The following is a 22,964-nucleotide window of genomic DNA, read 5'->3' as shown; positions in this document are numbered from 1 at the left end:
GGACGCCCGGAATGCCCGCCCGGACGCCGTTAACGTGCAGGAATGCCGCAGACGCCCGGCGAGCCGCCCGGCGCCACGCCCGCCCACGAACCGGCCGCCGACCCTCCCCACGACCCCGCCGCCGACCACGACGCCGAGCCCGCCGCGCAGCGGTCGCGCCAGATGCCGCCGTGGCTGCCCCGGGCGTTCGCGCTCGCCGGCGGGAGCGTGCTGGCGTTCCTGGCGGGCCTGTGGCTGCTGGAGCGGCTGCGCGGACTGCTGCTGCTCCTGCTGATCTCGCTGTTCCTGGCCTTCGCGATCGAGCCGGCGGTGAACTGGCTCGCCGCGCGCGGATGGCGCCGCGGCGTGGCCACGGCGGCGATGTTCGCGGTCGTGGGGCTGCTGCTGGCCGGGTTCCTCGGCGGCATCGGATCGCTGCTGGCGGCCCAGGCCAACCATCTGATCAGCGGATTCCCCGGCTACGTCCGCCGGTTCGTCGGATGGGTGAACGCCACCTTCGGCACCCACCTGTCCCAGCGCACCGTCTTCCAGCGGCTCCCCACAGTCACCGACGCGCTGTCGCGGCACCTGTCGGACCTCGCCGCGAACGTGTGGGGCTTCGGCACGACCGCGGTCGGCGTCGTCTTCAACGCCCTCGGCGTCCTGCTGTTCACCTTCTACCTGTCCGCCGAGGGCCCCCGGTTCCGCCGGACGGTCTGCTCCCTGCTGCCTCCGCGACGCCAGCGCGAGGTCCTGCGCGCCTGGGAGATCGCCGTCGACAAGACCGGCGGCTACATCTACTCCCGGGGACTGCTCGCCCTCATCTCCGGCATCGCCCACTACGCCGCCATGGCCGGGCTGGGCGTCCCGTACGCGGCGGCCCTGGCGCTGTGGGTGGGCGTGGTCTCGCAGTTCATCCCCGCCGTCGGCACCTACCTCGCCGGCGCCGTGCCGGTGCTCATCGCCCTGACCAAGTCGCCCAGCACGGCCCTGTGGCTCCTGCTGTTCATCATCGCCTACCAGCAGTTCGAGAACTACCTGCTGCAGCCGCGCATCACCGCCCGGACCCTCGACATGCACCCGGCGGTGGCGTTCGGGCTCATCCTGGCCGGCGCCGCCGTCGGCGGGCCCATCGGGGTGCTGCTGGCGATCCCGTTCGGCGCCAGCCTCCAGGCGTTCGCCGGCGCGTACGTGCGCCGCTACGAGGTGGAGGAGCACCCCCTGACCAAGCCGGACGCGCCCCCCGGCCGCTGGTGGCGGTGGCTGCGGCGCTGACGCTTTACCGGATCGGGGCCGCGTCCTGGACGGATCGTCGAGCATTGCCGTGGACGGGAGCCGCCCGCCGCGGTTACCGTGCCGGGAGGAACCTTGATCATCAGCCAGCTCGGGGGCGGGAGGGAGCCGTCATGTACCGTCCCCGCACGCGCCGCCGCCGGTGGCTCGCCGGCCTCGCGGCCGGAGCCGTCGCGGTGACCGGCCTCGGCGGCGTGGACGCGTCCGCCGCGCAGGCCGCGCCGCACGCCGGCAAGGATCCGCGGCTGATGCGGATCCTGCGGTCGATGTCGCTGCAGGACAAGGCCGCGCAGCTGTTCGTCCTGCAGGTCTACGGCAAGAGCGCCACCACGGCGGAACCCGCCGACGTCGCCGCCAACCGCAGGCTGTACGGGGTCGACAACGCCGCGCAGGTCGTCGCCCGCTACCACCCCGGCGGCTTCATCTACTACGGCGACAACGTCACCGACCCGAAGCAGCTCGCCGCGTTCTCCAACGGCATCCAGCGCGCCGCCGCGGCGCAGCCGCTGCGCGTCCCCGCCACGATCGCCATCGACCAGGAGGGCGGCATCGTCGCGCGCGTCCAGCCGCCCGCGACGCAGTCGCCCGGCAGCATGGCCCTGGCCGCCGGGCGCAGCACCGGCGACGCCCGCGCGCTCGCCCGCATCACCGGGAGCGAACTGCGCGCCGTCGGTGTCAACCAGGACTACGCGCCCGACGCCGACGTCAACGTCAACCCGGCCAACCCCGTCATCGGCGTCCGGTCCTTCGGCTCCGACCCCGCCCTGGTGTCGGACATGGTGACCGCGCAGATCGGCGGCTACCGGGCCGGCGGAGTCACCCCGACCGTCAAGCACTTCCCCGGGCACGGCGACACCACCACCGACAGCCACACCGGCGTCCCGCACATCGACCACACGCGCGCCGAATGGGAGCGGCTCGACCTGCCCCCGTTCCGCGCCGCGATCAAGCAGCGCGTCGACTCCATCATGACCGCGCACATCGTCGTGCCGTCGCTGGACCCCTCCGGCGACCCCGCCACCCTCTCGCGGCCCATCCTCACCGGCATCCTGCGCGACCGCCTCCACTACCGCGGCGTGGTCGTGACCGACGCCCTGGACATGCAGGGCGTCCGCGACAAGTACGGCGACGAGAACATCCCCGTCCTGGCCCTGAAGGCCGGCGTGGACGTCCTGCTGAAGCCGCCCGCCGACGCGCAGGGCAACGGCGTGTTCCCCCGCCAGCTCGCCGCCGTCGTCAACGCCGTCAAGTCCGGCGAGCTGACCGAGAAGCGCATCGACGAGTCGGTCTACCGGGTGCTGGAGCTCAAGCGGCGGCGCGGCCTGTTCCGCGACCCCTACGCCGACGAGTCGAGGATCGGCCAGGTCGTCGGGACCCCCGAGCACCTGGCCGCCGCGCAGCGCGCCGCCGACCGCACCACCACCCTGGTCAAGAACGGCGCCGGCATCCTGCCCCTGCGCCCCGGCGGACGCAAGGTCCTGGTCACCGGATGGGGCGTGTCCACCACCGCGTCCCTCGGCACCGAGATCGCCCGCCGCGGCGCCGTCACCACCATCCGGCAGACCGGCCTCAGCCCCGGCCAGGCCCAGATCGACGAGGCCGTGGCCGCCGCTCGGGACCAGGACCTGGTCGTCGCCGTCACCAACCGCGCCTGGGACGTCAAGCAGGAGCCCGGCCACAACGGGCCCGGGCAGAGCGACCTCGTCAAGGCGCTCCTCGCCACCGGCAGACCGGTCGTCGTCGTCGCCGTCCGCGACCCCTACGACATCGCCTGGTTCCCCGAGGTCACGACCTACCTGGCGACCTACTCCTACACCGCCGAGGCGCTGCGGTCGGCCGCCAAGGTCCTGTTCGGCGAGCTCGACCCGCGCGGGCGGCTGCCCGTCGCCGTCCCCGCCCGCGACGAGCCGGGCACCGTCCTCTACCCGTTCGGGCACGGCCTGGGCTACTGACCCCCGGACCGGGCCGCACGCGCGGCGGCCCGGTTCCGAGGCGGCAGCCGCAGCCGCACCGGAACCGGGCCGGGTTCGTTCCAAGGGGCGCCCGCGTCACACCTTGCGCGCGCCGATCGACTTCATCAGCGTCGGCCACACCGCGCTCGCCTCCCGCACCCACGCCGGCCAGTTGTGCCGGCCGTCGCCGTAGATGTGGGCGGTGTAGGGGATGTTCAGCTGGTCCAGGCGCTTCTGGAAGTCCCGGTTGTTCGCGCCGACCGCGATCTCGCTGAGCAGGCCGATGTCCCACGGCGCCACGTCGGGGTCGCCGGGGCCGGGGCGCCCGGTCGTGCCCGCGGAGAAGAACAGGCCGGTGCCGCGCAGCTTGGGCGCCAGCGAGTACGGGTCGTGCGCCGCCCAGTTGGCGTCGTCGGACCACGGGACGCCCCAGATCGCGAACGGGTCCTGGCCGTTGCCCGCGTTGGTGAACATCAGCAGCGCCGGCATCCCGATCGAGCGCATCGACAGGATCCCGCTCAGCGACGCCGCGTACTTGAACATCCCCGGGTGCCGCGCCGCGTAGGACATCGCCCCGGCGCCGCCGGAGGAGTTGCCGATCACCGCGCGCAGCGCGCCCACGTGGTAATTGCGCTCCATCAGCTGGCGCACCTCGGCGGTGTGGAACGTCTCCCACTTGGGCGTCCCGCCCTTGCCGTAGTTGTACCAGTCGGTGTACGAGCCGTTGTCGCCCTCCGGCATGACGACGATGACGTCGTACTTGGCCGCCCACGCCTCGATGTCGGTGTTGCGCGTCCAGGAGGTGTAGTCGTCCTGGCCGCCGTGGTAGGCGTACAGCACCGGCCACGTCGCCGTCGAGTTCCGCGTCCAGTTCTTCGGCAGCAGGATGCGGGTCTTGACCGCCCTGCCGAGGGCGGGGGAGTCGATGGCGACGTCGACCTCTCGGGAGGCGATCTTCTTCTCCGCGGTGATGCGCGCCCCGTCGTCCGCCCGGACGGGCCCCGCGAGCGCCTGGGCGGGGCCGGCGCCGACCGCGCCGAGGCCGGCCGCCAGGACGACCGTGATCGCCCCGGAGGCCAGCGAGCGCCGCCAGGCCACCCGGTGCGGTCGGCGGCGGACGGTCGGTGTCGTGTGCAAGGCTCACCTCGCGGATCAGGCCCGACCCCCGCGGCCGCGCGACTTCCGCAGAGTGTCCTCGCCCCGGCCGAAATGATCTACGCGGGCGGGTTACAAGATTTCCCGGCGCGGCTGTGGAGAAGTGAGTGATTCAGGCCCCGTCGGCGGCGGCCCCGGCCAGCAGCGCGGCCAGATCGCGGGGCCGGGAGAACATCGGCCAGTGCCCGGTCGGCAGCTCGTGGTAGGTCCAGCCGGGCCCGGTCATCATCGAGAAGACCGGGTGGCCGCCCTCGCCCATCTGCTTGACCGCGGCCAGCGGGATCGTGGAGGCGATGAGCGTGCGAGGCGTGGCCGGCACCGGGTCGGGGCGGGTGAGCGCCTGCGTCACGGTGCCGAACGGCTGGGGCGTCCCGCGCTCGCGCATCGCGGCCAGGTGCTCGCCGGTCAGGCCCGCGAGGTTGGCCGGATCCTGCTCCGGATCGAACGCCGGCACCGGGAGCTTCCAGCCGTCGCCGCGCTCGGCGACGGCCTTCTCCAGTTCCGCGCGCGAGGCGGGGTCGTGGAAGTCGATGCCGGCCAGGCCGGACGGCATGGGGCCGGTGTCGACGTAGACGACCCGGGCGATGCGCTCGGGGATCCGGTCGGCCGCGCCGGTGACCGCCATGTTCGCGCCGCTGTGCGCGACGAGCACGACCCCGGTCAGATCGTCGTCCTCGATGAGCCGCACCAGGTCGTCGACCTGCCCGCCGACGTCGGTCCCGGGCGCGGCTTCGGCGGCCCGCTCGGCCTGCCCGGCCGGCGTCACCGCGCGCACCTCGTGGCCCGCGGCCCGCAGGTCCGCCGCCACCTCGTCCCACGCCCAGGCGCCGAGCCAGTGCCCCGGGACCAGTACGAACGTCGCCTTGCCAGCTGCCATGTTCAGCCGTCCTCTCGGTGGATGTGATCCCACGCTAGGGTCGATACCGGACAAGAACCGCCCGGATTGAGCGAGTGACCCGTGCCACACCCCGCGCCGTCCCATCCGACGACCCGCGTCCTGGCCATGCTGGAACTGCTGCAGGCCAACCCCCGCATGAGCGGGACGGAACTGGCGCGGCGGCTCGGCGTGGACGAGCGGACCGTCCGCCGCTACGCCGCCCGCCTGGACGATCTCGGCGTCCCGGTCGTCGCCGAGCGCGGCCGGTACGGCGGCTACCGGCTCATGCCCGGCTACAAGCTGCCGCCGCTCATGCTCACCGACGACGAGGCCACCGCCGTGGTGCTGGGGCTGCTGGCCGGACGGCGGGTGGGGCTGCCCGGCCAGGCCACCGAGAGCGCGCTCGCCAAGGTGCAGCGCGTCCTGCCCGCGACCCTGCGCGACCGCGTCCAGGCGCTGCGGGACACGCTCGGGTTCACCCTCGCCGCCCGGGACTCCGCCGCGCCCGACACCGGCGCCGTCCTGACGCTCGCGGCGGCGGCGCGGGAGAAGCGCCGGGTCCGCATGCGCTACCGGTCCTGGCAGGGCGCCGAGACCGAGCGCGACCTCGACCCCTACGGCCTGGTCTTCCACTCCGGACGCTGGTACGTCACCGGCCACGACCACCGCAGCGGGGAGATCCGCACGTTCCGCGTCGACCGCGTCGCCGCCGCCGAGCCCGGCACCGCCCGCTTCGAGCCCCCCGACGACCTCGACCCGGTCCAGCACGTCACCCGGTCACTGGCGCGCGTGCCCTACGCCCACGAGGTCGAGGTGCTGCTGGAGACGACCCTCGGCGAGGCGCGGCGCCGGATCCCCGCCACGACGGCGACGCTGACCGAGGCCGCCGGGGGAGTGGTGATGACCACGCGCGCCGAACGCCTGGACGGGATGGCGCGCATGCTGGCGGGGCTCGGCTTCCCGTTCGTCATCCGGCGGCCCGAGGAACTGCGCGGCCATGTCCGCGACCTGGCCCGGTCCCTGGAAGAGCAGGCCGGGCGGTGACCGCCGCCCCGGCGGGGGCCGGTCAGGACCTGCCGGCGCGGGCGTCCCACTCGCGGCGGAGCATCGCGTAGACGACCTCGTCGCTCCACTCGCCCTTCACGATCTCGTTCTGCACCAGGTGCGCCTCACGGCGCATCCCGAGGCGCTCCAGAACGCGGGCGGACGCGGCGTTGCGGCCGTCCAGCCGCCCGCAGACGCGGTGCAGGTCGAGCCCCTCGAAGCCCAGCCGCAGCACCACCTCGGCGGCCTCGGTGGCGAACCCCTTGCCGTGGTAGGCGGGGTTGAAGATGTAGCCGATCTCGCCCTGCCGATGCTCGCGGCTGCGCCACTGGAGGTTGACCTCGCCGATCAGCTCGCCCGTCTCGCGCCACTCCACCGCCAGGACCAGCCAGTCGCCTTCCTTCTCCACGGTGGAGGCGCTCATCTTCTGCTTCAGGAACGACCGCGACTCCTCCAGGGAGCGGGGTTCCCAGTACAGGAAGCGCGCGACCTCGGGCAGGGACTGGTAGGCGTACAGGCCCTCCAGGTCGGTTTCGCGGAACGGCCGCAGGGTCAGCCGCTCTGTCTCGATCGGGTAGGCGGGACGGAGCATGCGATGATCCTATTCAGGGGGTTCGGTCTTGTGCGACCCGTAATTCCCCGGTAGCGCACGCCCGTCCCGCCGTCCCGCGGCCTACAGCCGGTGCGCCCCGTGCCGGTCGTCGGCTTCGTTCTCGGCGCCGCCCTCGGCACCGTCCTCGACGCCGTTCTCGCGGCGCTCCTCCTCGTCGAACGCGCGGGTGTCGCGGAACTCGACGTACGGCTCCTCCTTGGGGGGCTGCCCGCCGGCGATGGCGCGGCTGCGTTCGAGTTCGGCGTCCAGCTCGGCGCCCAGCAGGATCGCCAGGTTCGTGATCCACAGCCACACCAGGAAGATGATGATCGCGGCGAGGCTGCCGTAGGTCTTGTTGTAGGAGGCGAAGTTCGCCACGTACAGCGCGAACAGCCCCGAGGCCACCAGCCACAGCAGGATCGCCAGCGCGCTGCCCGGCGTGACCCAGCGGAAACCACGCTTGGCGTTCGGGGAGGCCCAGTACAGCAGCGAGAACAGGAAGCCGACCACCACCACCAGGATCGGCCACTTGGCGATGCCCCAGACGGTGACCGCCTGCGAGCCGACCCCGAGCATGTCGCCGGCCTTGCGAGCCAGCGGCCCGGACACCACCACCGCGATCACCGACGCCGACAGCAGCACCAGCGTCAGCAACGTGACCCCGATGCGCAGCGGCACCGTCTTCCAGAACGGGCGGCCCTCGGGGACGTCGTAGACGGCGTTGGAGGCGCGCATGAACGCCCCGACGTAGCCCGACGCCGACCACACGGCGGCCGCGAGGCTCAGCACCGCGACGACGCCCGCTCCTCCGGCGCCCCCCTCCAGCTGCCTGATCGAGTTGACGAGCAGGTCCCGGACGGCGCCCGGCGCCAGGCTCCCGACGTTCTGGACCAGGCTGTCGGTGGCCGACTGGCCGGCCAGGCCCACCAGCGACACCACCACCAGGATCGCCGGGAAGATCGACAGGATGGAGTAGTAGGTGAGCGCGGCGGCCCAGTCCGAGAGGTTGTCCTTCTGGAACTCGCCGAGGGTGCGCTTGAGCGTCTGCCACCACGACCGCGCGGGCAGGTCGGTGGGCGCTTCGGGCCGTTTGCTCATGTGCGTCCTCACCGGCGGGTGCGGTGTACCGTGACGGCGCGCTTCTGGCCGGTGCGCATCCGCACCTGCACCGGCGCCTTGCGACCGCGTCCCAGCCGCAGCTGGGGCCTGCTCCGCGAGGTGCGGCGGCGGCGCAGCCAGACCGCGCCCAGCGCGACCGCCCCGGCCGACGCGATGACGACGCCGCCCTGGCGCGCCCTCGCCTTGCCCTCCTCCGAACTCGCGGCCTCCCACGCGGACGCCGCCGTGTCGCGCGCCCTCTCGCGGGCCTGCCCGACCTTCTCCCGCGCCATGGCCTTCACGTCGGCCTTGGCCGCGAGCTGCTCCACCGTCTCACCGAGCTCGTGCCGCGCCCGGTCGACCTCCTGACGCAGTTCCTCGGTGCCCGCCTCGGCGCCGTGCTTGCCCTGCATCGTCATCGGTGCGTCGCCCTCTCCTTCAGTTCGGCCACGGCCAGCTTGGCCTCGTCCATGGCCTGCTCGGGCTTGGCCGGGGTGGCCCGCCTGGTCTGCGCCCGGCCCATCAGCGCCAGGACGCCCGCCACCGCCAGCAGCACCGCGCCGACGATCAGGGCGGCCGCCCACACCGGCAGCGCCACCGCGATCGCGGCCACGACCGCCGCGAGCAGGACCGCCACCCCGTAGAGCGCCACCAGCCCGGCGCCGCCGAACAGGCCGGCTCCGGTGCCGGCGTGGCGGCCCTTGTCCTTCAGTTCGGCCACGGCCAGGCGCATCTCGGCCCGCATCAGGTCCGAGACCTGCTGGGCGGCCTGCCGGACCAGCTCGCCCGTGCCCGCCTCGTGGTGCTCGGCCCGGAACTCCGGTGCGCGCCCGACGTCCTGCCGGTGCACGCCCGTCGTCCCGGCCTGGCCGTCGCCGTGTTGCTGCCGCACGATGCTCATGCCTCCAGGCCCCCTCCATGTTTCGAAACCTGGAAAAGGGCGTTCCCCGTGCGCATGGGCTAAACGTGGCGGTAGCCCGACACGCGGTGACCGGGCGGGGCCCGGGCGGGCCGGACGGCTCCGCCGGGCGGCTCAGGCCGTGCTGAGCCAGTCGACCCGGTGCGCCTCGGTCGGGTCGGGGGTCTCCCACCGCCGCACGAGCCGGTCGATCACCGCGTCCGGGACGGGCGAGGGACGCTCCCGGTTGCGGCCCCGCAGGACCCGCGGCGGCGCCTCCAGCGCGACGATCTCGACCCGGCCCCGGTACCCGGCGACGAGGCCGGTGCACAGCTCGCGCTGCTGGCGGGACACGTTGGTGGCGTTCCACACGAACGACCGCCCGGCGCGCAGGTGGTCGCGGGCCTGCTCATGGGCGGCGGACGCCACGGCACGCTGGTCGCCTGCCGGGTCGACGCCCATCTCGGCGCGGAGCCGGTCGAGGCTGACCACGGGCACATCCGGCCGGTGCGCGGCGATCCAGTGGTCCTTGCCGACGCCCGGCAGCCCCGACAGGACGGTCACGGTGCAGCGCGTGTCGTCGTAGGCGGCGTAGCCGGGGTCGCGGTCGGGCTTGCGGAAGAACCAGAACCGCGCGTGGTCGGAGGGGAACGCGCGCGGCCCGTCCAGGCAGTCCTGCTCGGCGCAGTACTCCCCGTACAGGGCGACGTTCTCCAGGAGCTCCTCGGTGTCGGGGCAGATCCGGCCGAGGATGTCGGCGGACGCCAGCAGGACCAGGTCGTCGTTGCGGGCCAGCAGGCTGACGCGGAACGCGATCTGCCGCAGGTCGGGGCGCTCCAGGGCCCAGAACGGCACCTGGTGGTGGCGGATCAGCGCCGCCACGTGCTCGCGCCAGGCGACCGGCGCGCCCAGTTCCCACAGGATGCGCCGCACCATCAGGTCGCCGCGGCGCGAGTGGCCCCGCGCGGTGATGCGCCCGTCGTCGTCCAGGGCGGTGCAGTGCGGCTTGGCGATGTCGTGCATCAGCACGGCGGTGAACAGGCGGACCCGCTCCCGCGCCGGGCGGGCGCGCCACTGCGGCAGCGCCGCCAGCGCTTCGCACGCCATCCGGGTGTGGGTCTCGACGTCGCCTTCACCGTGGTAGACGGCGTCCTGGGGAACGCCCGCCATGTCGCGCACCCAGCCGAAGGCGTCCCGGATCCGCTCCCACGGGACGGTCCAGTGCGGCGGTGCCGGGCACAGTTCCTCAAACACCCGCATACAGCACCTCCGGGTCGGCCAGGCCGTTGGCGACGATCGGCCGCTCCTGCCAGTGGGTGCCCGAATCGAGGATCGCGGTCAGGAAGCTCGGCCGGACCCACTTGTAGCGGTCCACCGTGTTCCCGTCCTCCTCCACCTTGATGTAGAGGCCCTCCATCTCCTCGGAGGCGTCGGTCTCCTCGACGACGCGGGCGGGGTCGGCGCCGCCGGCCTCGGCCGCCGCGCGCAACGCGTCCCGCCACTGCGGGGTGCGGCAGGTGGAGGGGCCGGCCAGTTTCGTCAGCGCGGCCACGTCCGGCAGCGGGCCCTCGTGCAGGACGGGCACCGACACCACCGGCGTCCCGGCGAGCAGCTCGCGGCGCCGCTCGGTCGACAGGAACGTCCCGTCGGTCTGGTCGAGGACGTCGAACTCGCAGAAGTAGTGGGGGAGCGCGTCGTAGAAGACCGTGTGCTTGGCGTACAGCCATTCCCCGTACAGGACGTACCGGTCCTGCAGGCGCTCGCGGAGGACGTGCTGGACCGACGCCGCCCACGCCTTCAGCGGCCCGAACTGGCGCTCGCGCGGCCCGCCCGTCAGGTAGTGGCCGCGGCTCTGCAGCCGCAGCTCGCCGCCGGAGGAGAAGCTGATGCCGGCGTTGGCGCCGTCGAGCTTCTCCTCCACCACCAGGTACCGCCCGGCGATCGCCCGGAACGGCACGGCGGCCAGGTCGTGGTCGCCCGGTTGGAGCCGGGAGCCCGCGATGTGCCGGGTCCGGGGGTACTTGCGCAGCATGCGACTGTTCTAGGGCTGGACCGCCGGTCCTGCCAACCGGTTTTCCGTCCGCCCGCGGGCCGGGACGACGCGGACGAGGGCCAGCGCGGACAGCCACAGCGCCACGCTCGCCCAGGCCAGCACGTGCAGGCCGGCGGCGAAATCCGGGTGGAGCGCCGGACCGGCGACCGCCCCGTAGACGGCCACGCCGAGCGCCGTCCCGACCTGCCGGGCGGTGTTGTTGAACCCGCCGGCCAGCCCGGCGTGCGCCGGGGGCACGGCGCGCATCGCGGCGGCGACCACCGCGGTGACGATCAGGCCGTCCCCGATCCCGATGCCGAGCAGCGCCGGGAGCAGCGCCGCGTAGCCCCCGCCGGGACCGGGGCCGAGCAGCGACAGGGATCCGGCCGCGGCCACGGCGGCGCCCGCGGCGAGCGGCACCCGCGGTCCGAACCGGGCGGTGAGGCGCCCGCTCACCGGGGCCAGCACCGCCAGCGGCACGGCCATCGGCAGCAGCATCGCCCCGGCGACCAGCGCGGAGCGGTCCCCGGCCTGCTGGAGCCGCAGCGTCGCCACGAACAGCACCCCGTTGGTGACCAGGTTCATGATGAGCGCGATGGCGCCGGCGCCGAGGAACGCCGGGGCCCGCAGCAGCCCGCCCGGGACCATCGGCGCGGCCGCGCGCCGCTCGGCCAGGACGAACGCCGTCCCGGCGGCCAGCGTGAGGACGGCGGTGGCGGCGGCGCCGTCCCGGTGGCCGTGGCCCGCGGCGATGACCGTCCAGACCAGGCCGCCGAGGGTGAGCGGCGCGAGCACCATCCCCGCCCGGTCCGGGGCCGCGCCCGGCCGGGCACGGCGGGGCTCGCGCACCAGCGCGCGGACCCCGCCGATCGCCGCCGCGGCGATCGGCGCGTTCAGCAGGAAGATCCAGCGCCAGCCGATCGTGTCGACCAGCAGCCCGCCCAGCAGCGGCCCGGCCGGCAGCGCCGTGGAGGAGATTCCGGCCCACACCCCGAGGGCCCGCGCCTGCTCGGCCCGTCCGGGATAGTGGGCGGTGATCAGGGCGAGGCTGCCGGGCAGCAGCAGCGCGGCGCCCGCCCCCTGCGCGACGCGCGCGGCGATGAGCGGGCCGGCGCCGGGTGCGGCCCCGCAGGCCAGCGACGCCAGCCCGAACAGCGCGAACCCGGTGAGCGTCGTCCGGCGGTGCCCGACCCGGTCGCCGAGGGCACCACCGCCCAGCAGCAGCCCCGCGATCGCGACCGCGTAGCCGTCCACGACGCCCTGCAGGCCGGGCAGGCCGGTGCCGAGCGCCCGGCCGATGCCGGGGAGCGCGACGTTGACGATCGTCACGTCCAGCAGCACCAGGAACATCCCGGCGCACAGGATCGCGAGCACCGCCCCGCGCCGGGACGCGGGGCCGGTCGGCGGGGCGGCGGGGGGCTCGGTGGCGTGCGTTGGGGAACCCATGCCGCCCACGGTCGCCCCCGGACGCTTCGGCGGGGATCGAACCGTCCGGCCCGCGGCGGCGGGTCAGGCGACGGCGACGCGGGCGAGCGCGCCGATCTCCAGCGCCACCCACAGGGCGCCGTCCGGTCCGACCGCGATGCCGTGCGGCTCGCATCCGGGCGTCGGCAGCGGGTGCTCGTCGATGCGGCCGTCGGGGCTGATGCGGCCGACGTGGGCGGTGGCCCACTCGGTGAACCACAGGTCCCCGCCGGGCCCGGCGACGATGGCGTGCGGGCGGGCTTCCCGGTCGGGCAGCGGGAACTCGGTCACCTTCCCGTCGGTGGTGATCCGCCCGATGTGCCCGGCGCCGATGCCGGTGAACCACAGCGCGCCGTCCGGCCCGGCGGTGATGCCGACCGGCGCGGAGCCCTCGGTGGGCAGGGGATGGACGGCGACCTCCCCGTCCGGCGCGATCCGCCCGACGGCGTTGCCCTGGTTGAGGGTGAACCACAGGGCCTCGTCGGGACCCGCCGCGATCATCGAGGGCATCGCGCCCTCTCCCGGCACCGGAAAGGCGCTGACCTGGCCGTCCACGGTGATCCGGCCGACGTCGCCGGCGTGCATGCGGGTGAACCACAGGGCGCCGTCCGGCCCGGCCGCGATCCCGCACGGCCCCGACCCCGCGGGCAGGGCGAACCGCGCGACCTCGCCCTCGGGGGTGATCCGGCCGATCGCGTCGCCGTGGAACGCGGTGAACCACAGCGCGCCGTCCGGGCCCGCCGTGATGATCATCGGTCCGGCGGGGACGGGCCCGTGCACGGTCAGGCCCCCGTCCGGCGCCAGCCGCGCGATCCGGCCCTCGTGGACGAGCGTGCACCACAACGCCCCGTCCGGCCCGGCGGCGACGCTGTAAGGCCCCGCGTCCGGGCCGGACACCCTGAACTCCTCGATCGTGGCGTGCGAACCCTCTGTCATGGATCTCGTCCCCCCTCGTCCCTCCACTGCTGTTTCCGCCCGAGGACAAAGTTAACGCAATCATTGTTGCGTTAGCATCGGTTGCATGGACAACAGCAGGAACCGCAGGACCGCGCGGTGACCGCCGCCGGGCCCGGGACCGTCCGCCCCGGCGGCCGCACCGCGCGGGTGCGCGACGCCGTCCGGGAGGCGACCCTCGCCGTGCTGTCCGAGCACGGCTACCAGGGGCTCACCGTCGAAGCGGCGGCGGCCCGCTCCGGGGTCCACAAGACCACCGTCTACCGGCGGTGGAAGAACGCCGACGGCCTCATCGCCGACGCCCTCGGGATCGCCTCCGCCGAACCGTGGCCGATCCCCGACACCGGCACCCTCGCGGGCGACCTGCGCGCCCTCGCCCGGCTCGTCGCGGCCGGCTTCGCCGATCCCGTCGAGGGCCCCGTCGCGCGCGCCTTCGTGCTGGCCGCGGCCCAGAGCGGCGACGCCGCCCGATCCCTGCACGCGTTCTTCGCCCGGCGCCATGAGCAGTCCGCCGTCATCGTCCGGCGCGCCGTCGAGCGCGGCGAGGTCCCCGCGGGCACGGACGCGGTCGAGGTCGTCCGGCTCGCCGTCGCCCCCCTCTACTACCGGCTGTTCATCACCGGGGAGCCGGTCGACGAGCGGACGGCCGACCGGGCCGCCGCGTCCGCGGACGCCGCCGCCCGCGCCGGCGCCCTCACGGCCGCGCCGAGCCCGTGACCGCGGCCGGGCCGGAGCGGGAGATCAAGGGGCGCTGAGGGCGGCGCGCAGAGCGGCGGCGTAGGCGCGGGGGTGGGTGGTGTTGCCGTTGTGGCCGCCCGGGAACTCCCGGGGCGCGGTGCCGACGAGGTCGGCCAGCGCGAAGGCGCACCTGCTGTCGAAGACCGTGCGCGGGGTGGTCCGCCCGAAGGCCGGAACGATCCGGGTCGGGGTCCCGGTGAGCGCGGCGACGTCGAGGGTGTCGTTGATGACGGCGGTGAAGTCGTGCTCGACGAAGAAGTCGAAGTTGCGCGCTCGCTGGGGCGTCATGGGGTGCCGGGTGAGGCCGGGCTCGACGTCGGGGCTGGCGGGGTCGATGCCCAGCACGCCGGCGATCGCCGCGAACGTGGCGGCGAGCCCGTCGCGCCGGTGGACGCGCTGGATGTGGGCCAGTTCCCGCTCGTGGCGGGCGCGCTGGTCGGCGGGCAGCAGCCGCGGGGTGACCGGCTCGTGGGCGACGAGCACGCTGATCTGGCCGGGGTGGTCGGCGGCCAGGTGGAGCCCGATGGAGGCGCCGAGGCTGCACCCCAGCATGAGCACCGGCTCGTCCGACAGTTCGGCCAGCAGGCGGTGGACGTCGTCGGCGTGGGCGGCCAGGCTCACCCCGGCGGCGGGGTCGTCCGGCACGCTGCGGGACAGGCCGCGGCGGTCGTAGGTCACCACGGTGTGGTCGGCGACGAGCCGGTCGACCAGGTCCGTGCTGCGCCCGGCGTCCCCCTCGCCGCTCTGGGAGATCAGCAGCATCGGACCGGTGCCGCGCACCTCGTAGTAGAGCTCGGCGCCGTCGGTCCGGAGCATGCCCGCGGTCGTCGGGGTCGTGGCGGTGTCCATCGCAAGGTCCTCTCGGTCGGGGGGCGGTTCCGCCCGTCCGAGACGACCGTAAAGCATCAAATTTGATACATCAAGTCTGATGCATCAAATCTGATGTAAGTTGGCGGCATGGACGGAGTCGAGCTTTTCCTGCTGGGACGGACCCTGATGAAGATCGGCGAGGAGGCCCTGCCCACCGAGGGCATCGGCCGGCACTCCACCAGCGTCCGGACCGTCCTGATCGTCGTGAGCGACGTGCGCGCGCACCCCGGCAGCGCCGTCGGAGAGATCGCCGACCGGACCGGCCTTCCGCAGAGCGCGGTGTCGGCGGCGGTCGCCCGGCTTCGCGACACGGGCGCCGTCGTCACCGAGCCCGATCCCGACGACCGCCGCCGGGTCCGCGTCCGCCCCGCCCCGAAGCCCTCCGCCAGAGTGGAGGAGGTCCGGTCCAGCACCGTCGACGCCGCCCTCGCGGCGGCCCTGGACACCGACGACCCGTACCGGGTCGCCGAGATCGTCGGCCTGCTCGAAGAGCTCGCGCGGCACCTGACCCCGCAGGCGGTCACCCGCCTGCGCGGCTAGCGGCCCGCCGGACGCTCGGGCGCCGCGGCCATCCGCGCCAGGCGGGCGGCGCGGCCATGGAGGTAGCGCTGCTCGGGAAGGCTGTGGGTGCGCTCGGCCGCCGCCAGGTAGCACGCCCGCGCGGCGGCGGCGTCGCCGGACATCTCCAGCAGGTGGGCGCGGACGGCGTGCAGGCGGTGGTGCCCGGCGATCCGCGCGTCGTCCCGCAGCCCCTCCAGCAGGGCGAGCCCGGCGGCCGGCCCGCGAGCCATCGCGACCGCCACGGCGTGGTTGAGCGCCGCCATCGGGTTGGGCGACAGCTCCATCAGCACCCCGTAGAGGGCGGCGATCTGCGGCCAGTCGGTGTCCCGCGCGGTGGCGGCCTCGTCGTGGAGCGCGGCGATCGCGGCCTGCACCTGGTAGGGGCCGGCGGGCCCGTGCGGCAGCGCCGCCGACAGCAGCTCCACCCCCTCGGCGATGTACTCGGCGTTCCACGCGCTCCGGTCCTGCTCGGCGAGCGGGACCAGGACCCCGCCCGGACCCGTCCGAGCGGGACGGCGCGCGTCGGTGAGCAGCATGAGCGCGAGCAGACCGGTCGCCTCGGCGTCGCCGGGCAGCAGCCGGTGCACGATCCTGGCCAGCCGGATCGCCTCGGTCGCCAGCTCGCCCCGGTACAGGTGCGGCCCGGCCGTGCTGGCGTACCCCTCGGTGAAGACCAGGTAGAGGACGCGCAGGACGGCGGCGACCCGGGCCGGCCGCTCGTCCGCGCCGGGCATCCGGAAGGGGACGCGGCTGTCGCGGACGCGCCGCTTCGCGCGGCTGATGCGCTGCCCCATGGTCGCCTCGGGGACGAAGAACGCGCGGGCGATCTCGGCCGTCGTCAGCCCGCCGACCGAGCGGAGCGTGAGCGCGATCTGCAGGTCCGGCGCCAGTACCGGATGGCAGCACATGAACAGCAGGATCAAGGTGTCGTCGCCGTCCTGCGGCGGACGGTCGGCGCCGGGAGCGAGCCAGGCGTCCCGCGGCGTCCACGCGGCCAGGGCGTCCTCCCGTCGCCGGCGGGCCCGCTCGGCGCGCAGCAGGTCGGTCAGCCGGCGGGACGCCACCGTGATCAGCCAGGCGCGCGGGTCGGCGGGAAGCCCCTGCTCCGGCCACTGCGAGGCGGCGGCGGCCAGCGCCTCCTGGACGGCGTCCTCTGCGGCGTCGAAGTGCCCGTACCGGCGCACCAGCGCGCCGAGGACCTGCGGCGCTAGCGGGCGCAGCAGGTCCCAGGCCTCCTCCGGCGGCGCGGTCACGGTTCCAGGTCGGCGCGCCCGTCGACGATCGGCCGCAGGTCCACGTACGCCCGCTCCCGTGCCGCCCGCGGGCCGGGGCACTGCGCGAGCCGTGCGGCGATCTGTGAGGCGCGGTCGAAACCGTCGCACTCGATGACGGTGTATCCGGCGAGGACCTCGGCGGTCTCGGGGTAGGGGCCGTCGGTCACGGCCGGGGCCCCGTCCTTCATGTGGAAGCGACGGGTGTGGACGGGCGCGGCCAGCCCCTGGGCGTCCACGAACTCCCCGGACTCGACCAGGTCCTGGTTGAACCTCTCCATGAACGCGTGCATCCCGGCCAGTTCCTCGGCGGACCAGACGGCCTCGCCCTCGGGCACGTTGCCCGCCATCTCGTCGTAGGCCCGCTGCGACGCGTACAGCATGAGCATGTACTTCACGGTGGTCTCCCCTCCGCCCCGGCGCCCCGGCGGCGCCTCGCAGGGGAGACGTCGGAGCCGTTCAGCCGCCTTCGACACACCTTCCCAGTTTTTTCCCGCGGACCGATGTCGAGAACCGCGCGCCCGCTCCGATCACCCCGTGACACGTGATCCCACTCCGAAGAGGAAGAACGACATGGAGCACAACGGGCAGGACGCCGGGACGCGCCGGTGGCTCGCGCTGGCCGTCCTCGCGCTGCCGTCCCTGGTGATGGCGATGGACATGACGGCGCTGCTGCTGGCGCTGCCGCAGCTGAGCACCGACCTGGGGGCCGGCGGCACCGAGCAGCTGTGGATCAGCGACGCCTACGGCTTCATGGTCGCCGGCTTCGTCATCACCATGGGGACCCTGGGCGACCGGATCGGACGCCGCCGCCTGCTGTTCGCCGGCGCCGCCGCGTTCGCCGTCCTGTCGGCCGTCGCCGCCTACGCCCCCAGCCCGGGCACGCTGATCGCCGCCCGGGCGCTGCTGGGCGTGGCGGGCGCGACGCTGATGCCCTCGACGCTGGCGCTGATCACCAACATCTTCCGCGACGAGCGCGAGCGCGGGAAGGCCATCGCGATCTGGGCCACCTGCCAGTTCGCGGGCGGGGCCTTCGGCCCGGTGCTGGCCGGGCTGCTGCTCCAGCGCTTCTGGTGGGGATCGGTGTTCCTGGTCGCGGTCCCGGTCATGGCGCTGCTGCTGGCGGCCGGGCCGTTCCTGCTGCCGGAGTTCCGGGACCGGTCGGCCGGACGGCGCGTCGACCCGCTCAGCGTCGGGCTCTCCCTGGCCGCCGTGCTGCCGATGGTCTACGGGTTGAAGCAGCTGACGCTCGCCGACGGCCGCGGCGCCGTCCCCGCCGCCGCGCTCGCCGGCGGAGCGGTCGCCGGCGCCGTGTTCGTCCGGCGCCAGCTCCGGCTCGAACACCCCCTGCTGGACCTGCGGCTGCTGCGCAGCCGCCCGCTCAGCGCCGTCCTGGTATCGCTGGTGCTCGCGGGCGTCGCCATGGCGGGGACGGGCCTGATGGTGACCCAGTACCTGCAGGACGTGCTGGGCCGTTCGCCGCTGGCCTCGGCCGTGCTGTTCGCGCCGATGGGGCTGGGCGTCGCGGTGGGGACGATGGCGGCGCCCGCACTGGCCAGGCGGATCCGCCCGGCCACCGCGATCGCCTCCGGACTGGCGGTGTCGGCGGTGGGCTGCCTCCCGCTGACGGTGTCGGACGGGGCCGCGGCCGTCATCGCCGGCATCACCGTCCTGGCCCTCGGCACCGGCCCGCTGTTCGCGCTGGGCACCGGCCTGGTGGTCGGGTCCGTCCCGCCCGAACGCGCGGGTTCGGCGGCGTCGATGTCGGAGACCGGCAACTACCTCGGCGGATCGCTGGGCCTGGCGGTCATCGGCGTGATCGGCGCCTCCGTCTACCAGGCCCGGATGGACCACGTCGGCGGGGCCGCGGCCCGCACCCTGGCCGGCGCCGTCGCCGCCGGCGGCCACCTGCCGCCCGCGCGGGCCGAGGAGCTGCTGGACGGGGCCCGCGCCGCGTTCACCGCCGGCCTGCACCTCACCGGCGCCATCGCCGCCGCGATCTTCGTCGTGCTCGCCGTGCTCGTGGCGGCGTCGGCCCGCAGCGGCGCGGTCGCGAAGCCCGCGCCGGCCGCGGAGACGGCGTCCGGGGAAGCCGGGGCCCGGACCGCCGCGGTGTGAGCGGCTCCGTCAGGAGGGAGCCGTCCACTCCTGCTCCTTCCAGGCCGGGTCGAGCGGCGTGTGGGCGATGTGGTTGGTGTAGTTGGACAGGGTCTTCATGCCGACGCCGAGGACGACGTCCAGGACGTGGCGGCGGGTGTGGCCGGCGGCCAGGAACGCCTCGACGTCCGCGTCGTCCACCCAGCCGCGCCGTGTGACCATGGCTCCGGTGAGGCGGCGGACGGCCTCCAGCGCGGGATCGTCCAGGGCCCGCCCCGCACGCAGCGCCTCCACCACCTCGGCGGGGACGCGGGCCCGCAGCGCCACCGTGGAGTGCGCGGCCACGCAGTACTCGCAGCCGTTCAGCACGCTGGCGGTGATCAGCACGGTGTGCTTGGCGTGGCCCGGCAGCGACGACTTCATGAACTGCTCCGACAGGGCGTTGTAGCCGGCGAGCAGCTCCGGCGACTCGGCCATCACCCCGTTGAGCGTGGTGACGAACCCCATCCGCTTCTTGGCGGCCTCCAGTTGCGGGCGGGCGTCGGCGGGAGCGTCGGTCTCGTCGTAGACGCTGAACTCGGCCATCGTCGTCTCCTTCACGGCTGGTCAGGTGCGGGGGAGAGGGAGCGCAGGGCGGCGTCCACGGTGTCCGCCAGCTCGCCGGGGCCGGCCCCGGCGCGAGAGCGCAGGTTCACCCCGTAGGCCAGCAGCGCCAGCATCTGCGCGGCGGATCCCACGTCCACGTCGTCGCGCAGCTGCCCGTGCTCGCGGGCTGCGAGAAGGGCGGAGCGCATGGCGGTGCACAGTGCCTCATGGTGGGCGTCGAGCACCTCCCGCTCGTCGGGGTCGTCCCCGTCCTGCGCGGCGTGGGCGTTGGAGACCATGCAGCCCCAGCGGGCGTGCTCGCCGGAGCACCGCGCGGCGACGAGCCCGTCGAAGAACGCGGCGATGCCCGGCAAACCCCGCCCGTCGGCGGCGAGCCGGTCGAACACCGGGCGCGACTGCCGCTCGGTGTAGCGGCGCAGCGCCGCCACGTACAGGTCCCGCTTGCCGCCGAACGTCGCGTACAGGCTCGACCGGTTGACGCCGGTCTCGGCCACCACCTCGGCGATGCCCGTCGCGGCGGCGCCGCGACGCCAGAACAGCCGCACCGCCCGGTCCAGGACGGCGTCGGGATCGAAGTGCTTGACGTCCGGCACCGGTCCGCCTCCCCAACTTGGAATGATCGTTCCAAGATTGGCATGCGGCTGCGGCGGCGCGCAAGGGGGGACGGTGCGAAGGTGAGCGGGCGAGCCGGTCAGGCGAGGCCGGCGTCGTGGGCCAGCAGAGCGATCTGGGTGCGGTTGTCCAGGTCGAGCTTGGTCAGGACGCTGGAGACGTGCGCCTTGACCGTGGCCACGCTCATGAACAGCTCGGCGGCGATGTCGGCGTTGGAGCGACCGCGGGCGATCGCCAGGACCACGTCGTTCTCGCGGGGGCTCAGCCGGGCGAGCGCCGCGCGGGCGCGCTGGTAGGCGCCGGCCTCGACCGCGGCGCGGTCCATGAGGCGCCGGGTGACGCGCGGCGACAGGATCGGGTTGCCGGCGGCGACCTGCCGCACGGCGTGGACGATCTGGTCCGGCGGGGTGTCCTTCAGCAGGAACCCGCTGGCGCCCGCGCGCAGCGCGTGCAGGATGTTCTCGTCGGAGTCGAAGGTCGTCAGCACGATGACCTCCGGGGGGCTCGGGCGGGCCCGCAGCCTGCGGGTCGCGGTGATGCCGTCCACGCGCGGCATCCGCAGGTCCATCAGCACGACGTCGGGGGCGTGCGCGTCGGTGGCCGCGGGCACCTCGTCGCCGTCGGCGGCCTCGCCCGCGACGGCGATGCCGCCCGTCCCGTCCAGCATCATCGACAGACCGGCGCGGACGAGGGCGTCGTCGTCCACGATCAGGACGCGCAGGGGACGGGTCACGCGGGCCATGGTAGCCAGGCGCGCAGCCGGAACTCGCCCTCGGCGGCCTGGTGGTCGAGCCGCCCGCCCGCCAGGCGCACCCGCTCGGTCAGTCCCACCAGGCCCGTCCCGCTGCCGGGTGCGAGCGGCCCCGCGCCGTCCTCGGGCAGCGGGTTGCGGATGTCGACCACGAGCCGGGCCCCGGGCCGCCCCTCCAGCACCACCCGGACGGGACGTCCCGCGGCGTGCTTGCGGGCGTTGGTCAGCCCCTCCTGCACGATCCGGTACGCGGTGCGCCCGGCCGCCGCCGGAAGGGCGGACGCGCCGACCGTCTCGTCGCGCAGCTCCACCCGCCCGCCCGCGTCTCGGGACTCCTCCACCAGCCGGGGCACGTCCCGCAGGACGGGCTGGGGCCGGTCCTCCTCGTCGGCGTCCTCGGCGCGCAGCAGCAGGATGACCTCGCGCAGCTCGTCGAGCGCCTGGTGCACCCCGGCGCGGACCACCCCGGCCGCGTGCGACAGCTTCTCCGGCGGGGCGTCCGGCCGGTACTCCAGCGCGCCCGCGTAGGTCGCCAGCAGCGACAGCCGGTGGGCGAGCACGTCGTGCATCTCCCGGGCGATCCGGGTCCGCTCGGCCATGCGCGCCTCGGCGACCCGCCGGCCCTGCTCGGCCTCGGCGCGCCGGGCCCGCTCGCGCAGCGACACCAGCAGCTCCCGGCGCGCCCGCGCCAGCGCGCCCCAGCCGACCAGCGCGCCGTAGCCGAGGGCGATGAGCAGCAGCCACCAGCCGAAGGAGATGCCCCGGTTCGGCTGCCACAGCCCCTGCGCGACGTGCGCCGCGACTCCCGCCGCGCCGACCAGCGTCGCGACCCGGAACGGGCGCCGCTGCGCGACCTGCAGCACGCCGATGCTGGCCGCCGGGGTGGCGGTGGGGGACAGCGCCGCGAGCACGGTCAGCGCCATGGCGACGCCCACCGGCCGCCAGAGCAGAAGCGGTGACAGCAGCCAGCTCGCCAGGGCGACCGCGATGTCGAGGGTCAGGACGGCGCCGGTCACGTCCGCGCTGAAACGGCCCCACAGCGTCAGCGCGCCCAGCGCGCCGGCCGCCGCGGCGACGCAGGCCGCGGACCACAGCAGGCGCCGCGCGCCGTGCCCCGCCTGGTGGAACGTCTCGCTCACGGGCCGAGGCTAGCGGCAGGGGCCGCGCGCCGACACCGACCAAAGTCGGTGCCCGCCCGTACCGTGGACGGACCGGCTCCCATCGGGAATTTCATCCGCGTGGCAGGCGTACTTCTGACCGCGAACTACCCGAACGTTCCTTTCATGGGTCTTCTCCGGTGTGCGGCTTGACGGGGGAGAGGGAAGCGTGTCATCCTGGTCCCGGGATCGAGGTTGACAATTGAAGTAGGTGTGGACATCTGTCTGCATTCTGCTCTATGCTGCCCTTCCGCGCTCGCCTCGACGTCCCCTCCTCCCGTATCGGCCGTGAAGTCGTCCGGCGTGCGCGCCGCCAGTCCGCCGCGAGCCCTCGGAAGGACACACCTGTTGGCAGCCTCGCGCACCGCTTCCGCCGTACCCGCCGGTCCCCGCCGCGTCTCCTTTTCACGCATCCACGAGCCCCTCGAGGTTCCGGACCTCCTTGCCCTGCAGACCAACTCGTTCGACTGGCTGGTCGGCAACGAGCGCTGGAAGGCCCGGGTCGAGGCGGCTCACCAGGCCGGGCGCAGGGACGTTCCCACGCAGTCGGGGCTGGAGGAGATCTTCGAGGAGATCAGTCCGATCGAGGACTTCTCCGGGACCATGTCCCTGTCGTTCCGGGACCACCGGTTCGAGCCTCCGAAGTACTCCGTCGAGGAGTGCAAGGAGAAGGACATGACCTACTCCGCCCCGTTGTTCGTCACGGCGGAGTTCATCAACAACACCACCGGTGAGATCAAGAGCCAGACGGTGTTCATGGGCGACTTCCCGCTGATGAGCCCCAAGGGGACGTTCATCGCCAACGGCACGGAACGGGTGGTGACGTCCCAGCTCACGCGTTCGCCGGGGGTGTACTTCGACCGGGCGCTGGACAAGGCGTCGGACAAGGACATCTACGGGTGCCGGGTGATCCCGAGTCGGGGTGCCTGGCTTGAGTTCGAGATCGACAAGCGCGACAACGTG

General features: G+C 74.4%; 23 protein-coding genes and 1 pseudogene. 7 read left to right on the top strand and 17 right to left on the bottom strand.

Going from position 1 to position 22,964, the window contains the following annotated elements; translation table 11 throughout:
* Nucleotides 1–42: 42 nt before the first annotated feature.
* Complete coding sequence (locus tag ABD944_RS37190) at nucleotides 43–1,254, top strand: AI-2E family transporter (RefSeq protein ID WP_345185226.1); 1,212 nt, start codon at nucleotides 43–45, stop codon at nucleotides 1,252–1,254.
* A 131-nt stretch (nucleotides 1,255–1,385) separates the two neighbouring features.
* On the top strand, nucleotides 1,386–3,224 hold the full coding sequence (locus ABD944_RS37185) for a glycoside hydrolase family 3 protein (RefSeq protein WP_345185224.1): 1,839 nt from the start codon (nucleotides 1,386–1,388) through the stop codon (nucleotides 3,222–3,224).
* Nucleotides 3,225–3,320: 96 nt separating this feature from the next.
* On the opposite strand, the gene ABD944_RS37180 is transcribed toward ABD944_RS37185, so the two are convergent.
* On the bottom strand, nucleotides 3,321–4,361 hold the full coding sequence (locus ABD944_RS37180; RefSeq protein ID WP_345185221.1) for an alpha/beta hydrolase: 1,041 nt from the start codon (nucleotides 4,359–4,361) through the stop codon (nucleotides 3,321–3,323).
* Nucleotides 4,362–4,491: 130 nt separating this feature from the next.
* On the bottom strand, nucleotides 4,492–5,256 hold the full coding sequence (locus ABD944_RS37175; RefSeq protein WP_345185214.1) for an alpha/beta fold hydrolase: 765 nt from the start codon (nucleotides 5,254–5,256) through the stop codon (nucleotides 4,492–4,494).
* Between the two features lie 81 nt (nucleotides 5,257–5,337).
* On the opposite strand from ABD944_RS37175, the gene ABD944_RS37170 reads away from it, so the two are divergent.
* A complete protein-coding gene (locus ABD944_RS37170) occupies nucleotides 5,338–6,300 on the top strand; it encodes a helix-turn-helix transcriptional regulator (protein WP_345185212.1) in 963 nt (320 codons plus the stop codon).
* A gap of 22 nt (nucleotides 6,301–6,322) precedes the next feature.
* Here ABD944_RS37170 and ABD944_RS37165 read toward each other — a convergent pair whose 3' ends face one another.
* From ABD944_RS37165 to ABD944_RS37130, 8 genes are all read right to left on the bottom strand, one after another.
* Entirely contained in the window at nucleotides 6,323–6,892 is a 570-nt protein-coding gene (locus ABD944_RS37165) for a GNAT family N-acetyltransferase (RefSeq protein WP_345185210.1), read from the bottom strand.
* A gap of 81 nt (nucleotides 6,893–6,973) precedes the next feature.
* Nucleotides 6,974–7,990, bottom strand: a complete 1,017-nt coding sequence (locus ABD944_RS37160; protein ID WP_345185208.1) for a YihY/virulence factor BrkB family protein — start codon at nucleotides 7,988–7,990, stop codon at nucleotides 6,974–6,976.
* An 8-nt stretch (nucleotides 7,991–7,998) separates the two neighbouring features.
* On the bottom strand, nucleotides 7,999–8,409 hold the full coding sequence (locus tag ABD944_RS37155) for a DUF3618 domain-containing protein (protein ID WP_345185204.1): 411 nt from the start codon (nucleotides 8,407–8,409) through the stop codon (nucleotides 7,999–8,001).
* The gene (locus tag ABD944_RS37150) at nucleotides 8,406–8,891 is read right to left on the bottom strand and encodes a phage holin family protein (RefSeq protein ID WP_345185202.1); all 486 of its coding nucleotides are present in this window, start codon (nucleotides 8,889–8,891) and stop codon (nucleotides 8,406–8,408) included. The genes ABD944_RS37155 and ABD944_RS37150 overlap by 4 nt, the downstream gene beginning before the upstream one ends.
* 132 nt (nucleotides 8,892–9,023) lie before the next feature.
* Nucleotides 9,024–10,148, bottom strand: a complete 1,125-nt coding sequence (locus ABD944_RS37145) for an AAA family ATPase (protein ID WP_345185200.1) — start codon at nucleotides 10,146–10,148, stop codon at nucleotides 9,024–9,026.
* A complete protein-coding gene (locus ABD944_RS37140; protein WP_345185198.1) occupies nucleotides 10,135–10,920 on the bottom strand; it encodes an RNA ligase family protein in 786 nt (261 codons plus the stop codon). The genes ABD944_RS37145 and ABD944_RS37140 overlap by 14 nt, the downstream gene beginning before the upstream one ends.
* A 9-nt stretch (nucleotides 10,921–10,929) precedes the next feature.
* On the bottom strand, nucleotides 10,930–12,366 hold the full coding sequence (locus ABD944_RS37135) for an MFS transporter (RefSeq protein ID WP_345185195.1): 1,437 nt from the start codon (nucleotides 12,364–12,366) through the stop codon (nucleotides 10,930–10,932).
* 63 nt (nucleotides 12,367–12,429) lie between these two features.
* Nucleotides 12,430–13,320, bottom strand: coding sequence for a Vgb family protein (locus tag ABD944_RS37130; protein ID WP_345185192.1), 891 nt, complete (start codon nucleotides 13,318–13,320; stop codon nucleotides 12,430–12,432).
* A 117-nt stretch (nucleotides 13,321–13,437) separates the two neighbouring features.
* Between ABD944_RS37130 and ABD944_RS37125 the strand changes: the two genes are divergently transcribed.
* The gene (locus tag ABD944_RS37125) at nucleotides 13,438–14,055 is read left to right on the top strand and encodes a TetR/AcrR family transcriptional regulator (protein WP_345185189.1); all 618 of its coding nucleotides are present in this window, start codon (nucleotides 13,438–13,440) and stop codon (nucleotides 14,053–14,055) included.
* Between the two features lie 24 nt (nucleotides 14,056–14,079).
* On the opposite strand, the gene ABD944_RS37120 is transcribed toward ABD944_RS37125, so the two are convergent.
* Complete coding sequence (locus ABD944_RS37120) at nucleotides 14,080–14,925, bottom strand: alpha/beta fold hydrolase (protein WP_345185186.1); 846 nt, start codon at nucleotides 14,923–14,925, stop codon at nucleotides 14,080–14,082.
* A gap of 108 nt (nucleotides 14,926–15,033) precedes the next feature.
* Here ABD944_RS37120 and ABD944_RS37115 point away from each other — a divergent pair, with 108 nt between their 5' ends.
* Nucleotides 15,034–15,486, top strand: coding sequence for a MarR family transcriptional regulator (locus tag ABD944_RS37115; RefSeq protein WP_345185184.1), 453 nt, complete (start codon nucleotides 15,034–15,036; stop codon nucleotides 15,484–15,486).
* On the opposite strand, the gene ABD944_RS37110 is transcribed toward ABD944_RS37115, so the two are convergent.
* Together ABD944_RS37110 and ABD944_RS37105 are read right to left on the bottom strand one after the other, a co-directional pair.
* Complete coding sequence (locus tag ABD944_RS37110; RefSeq protein ID WP_345185181.1) at nucleotides 15,483–16,760, bottom strand: RNA polymerase sigma factor; 1,278 nt, start codon at nucleotides 16,758–16,760, stop codon at nucleotides 15,483–15,485. The genes ABD944_RS37115 and ABD944_RS37110 overlap by 4 nt on opposite strands.
* Nucleotides 16,757–17,167: a YciI family protein gene (locus tag ABD944_RS37105; RefSeq protein ID WP_345185322.1), complete on the bottom strand. Its 411-nt coding sequence runs from the start codon at nucleotides 17,165–17,167 to the stop codon at nucleotides 16,757–16,759. Before ABD944_RS37105 ends, ABD944_RS37110 begins: the two co-directional genes overlap by 4 nt.
* A 184-nt stretch (nucleotides 17,168–17,351) precedes the next feature.
* On the opposite strand from ABD944_RS37105, the gene ABD944_RS37100 reads away from it, so the two are divergent.
* The gene (locus ABD944_RS37100; RefSeq protein ID WP_345185177.1) at nucleotides 17,352–18,896 is read left to right on the top strand and encodes an MFS transporter; all 1,545 of its coding nucleotides are present in this window, start codon (nucleotides 17,352–17,354) and stop codon (nucleotides 18,894–18,896) included.
* Nucleotides 18,897–18,905: 9 nt separating this feature from the next.
* Here the strand turns inward: ABD944_RS37100 and ABD944_RS37095 are convergent, their stop codons facing one another.
* From ABD944_RS37095 to ABD944_RS37080, 4 genes are all read right to left on the bottom strand, one after another.
* Nucleotides 18,906–19,460, bottom strand: a complete 555-nt coding sequence (locus ABD944_RS37095; protein WP_345185175.1) for a carboxymuconolactone decarboxylase family protein — start codon at nucleotides 19,458–19,460, stop codon at nucleotides 18,906–18,908.
* 11 nt (nucleotides 19,461–19,471) lie between these two features.
* Nucleotides 19,472–20,074, bottom strand: a complete 603-nt coding sequence (locus ABD944_RS37090) for a TetR/AcrR family transcriptional regulator (protein WP_345185173.1) — start codon at nucleotides 20,072–20,074, stop codon at nucleotides 19,472–19,474.
* 98 nt (nucleotides 20,075–20,172) lie between these two features.
* A complete protein-coding gene (locus ABD944_RS37085) occupies nucleotides 20,173–20,835 on the bottom strand; it encodes a response regulator transcription factor (protein WP_345185171.1) in 663 nt (220 codons plus the stop codon).
* The gene (locus ABD944_RS37080; protein WP_345185166.1) at nucleotides 20,823–21,983 is read right to left on the bottom strand and encodes a sensor histidine kinase; all 1,161 of its coding nucleotides are present in this window, start codon (nucleotides 21,981–21,983) and stop codon (nucleotides 20,823–20,825) included. Before ABD944_RS37080 ends, ABD944_RS37085 begins: the two co-directional genes overlap by 13 nt.
* A gap of 366 nt (nucleotides 21,984–22,349) precedes the next feature.
* Here ABD944_RS37080 and ABD944_RS37075 point away from each other — a divergent pair.
* Nucleotides 22,350–22,964, top strand: a pseudogene (locus ABD944_RS37075) (DNA-directed RNA polymerase subunit beta); the annotation flags it as partial.

It is taken from the genome of Actinomadura verrucosospora (assembly GCF_039540335.1).
GTDB lineage: Bacteria > Actinomycetota > Actinomycetes > Streptosporangiales > Streptosporangiaceae > Spirillospora > Spirillospora verrucosospora.
This window is presented reverse-complemented; position numbering and strand designations above follow the sequence as displayed.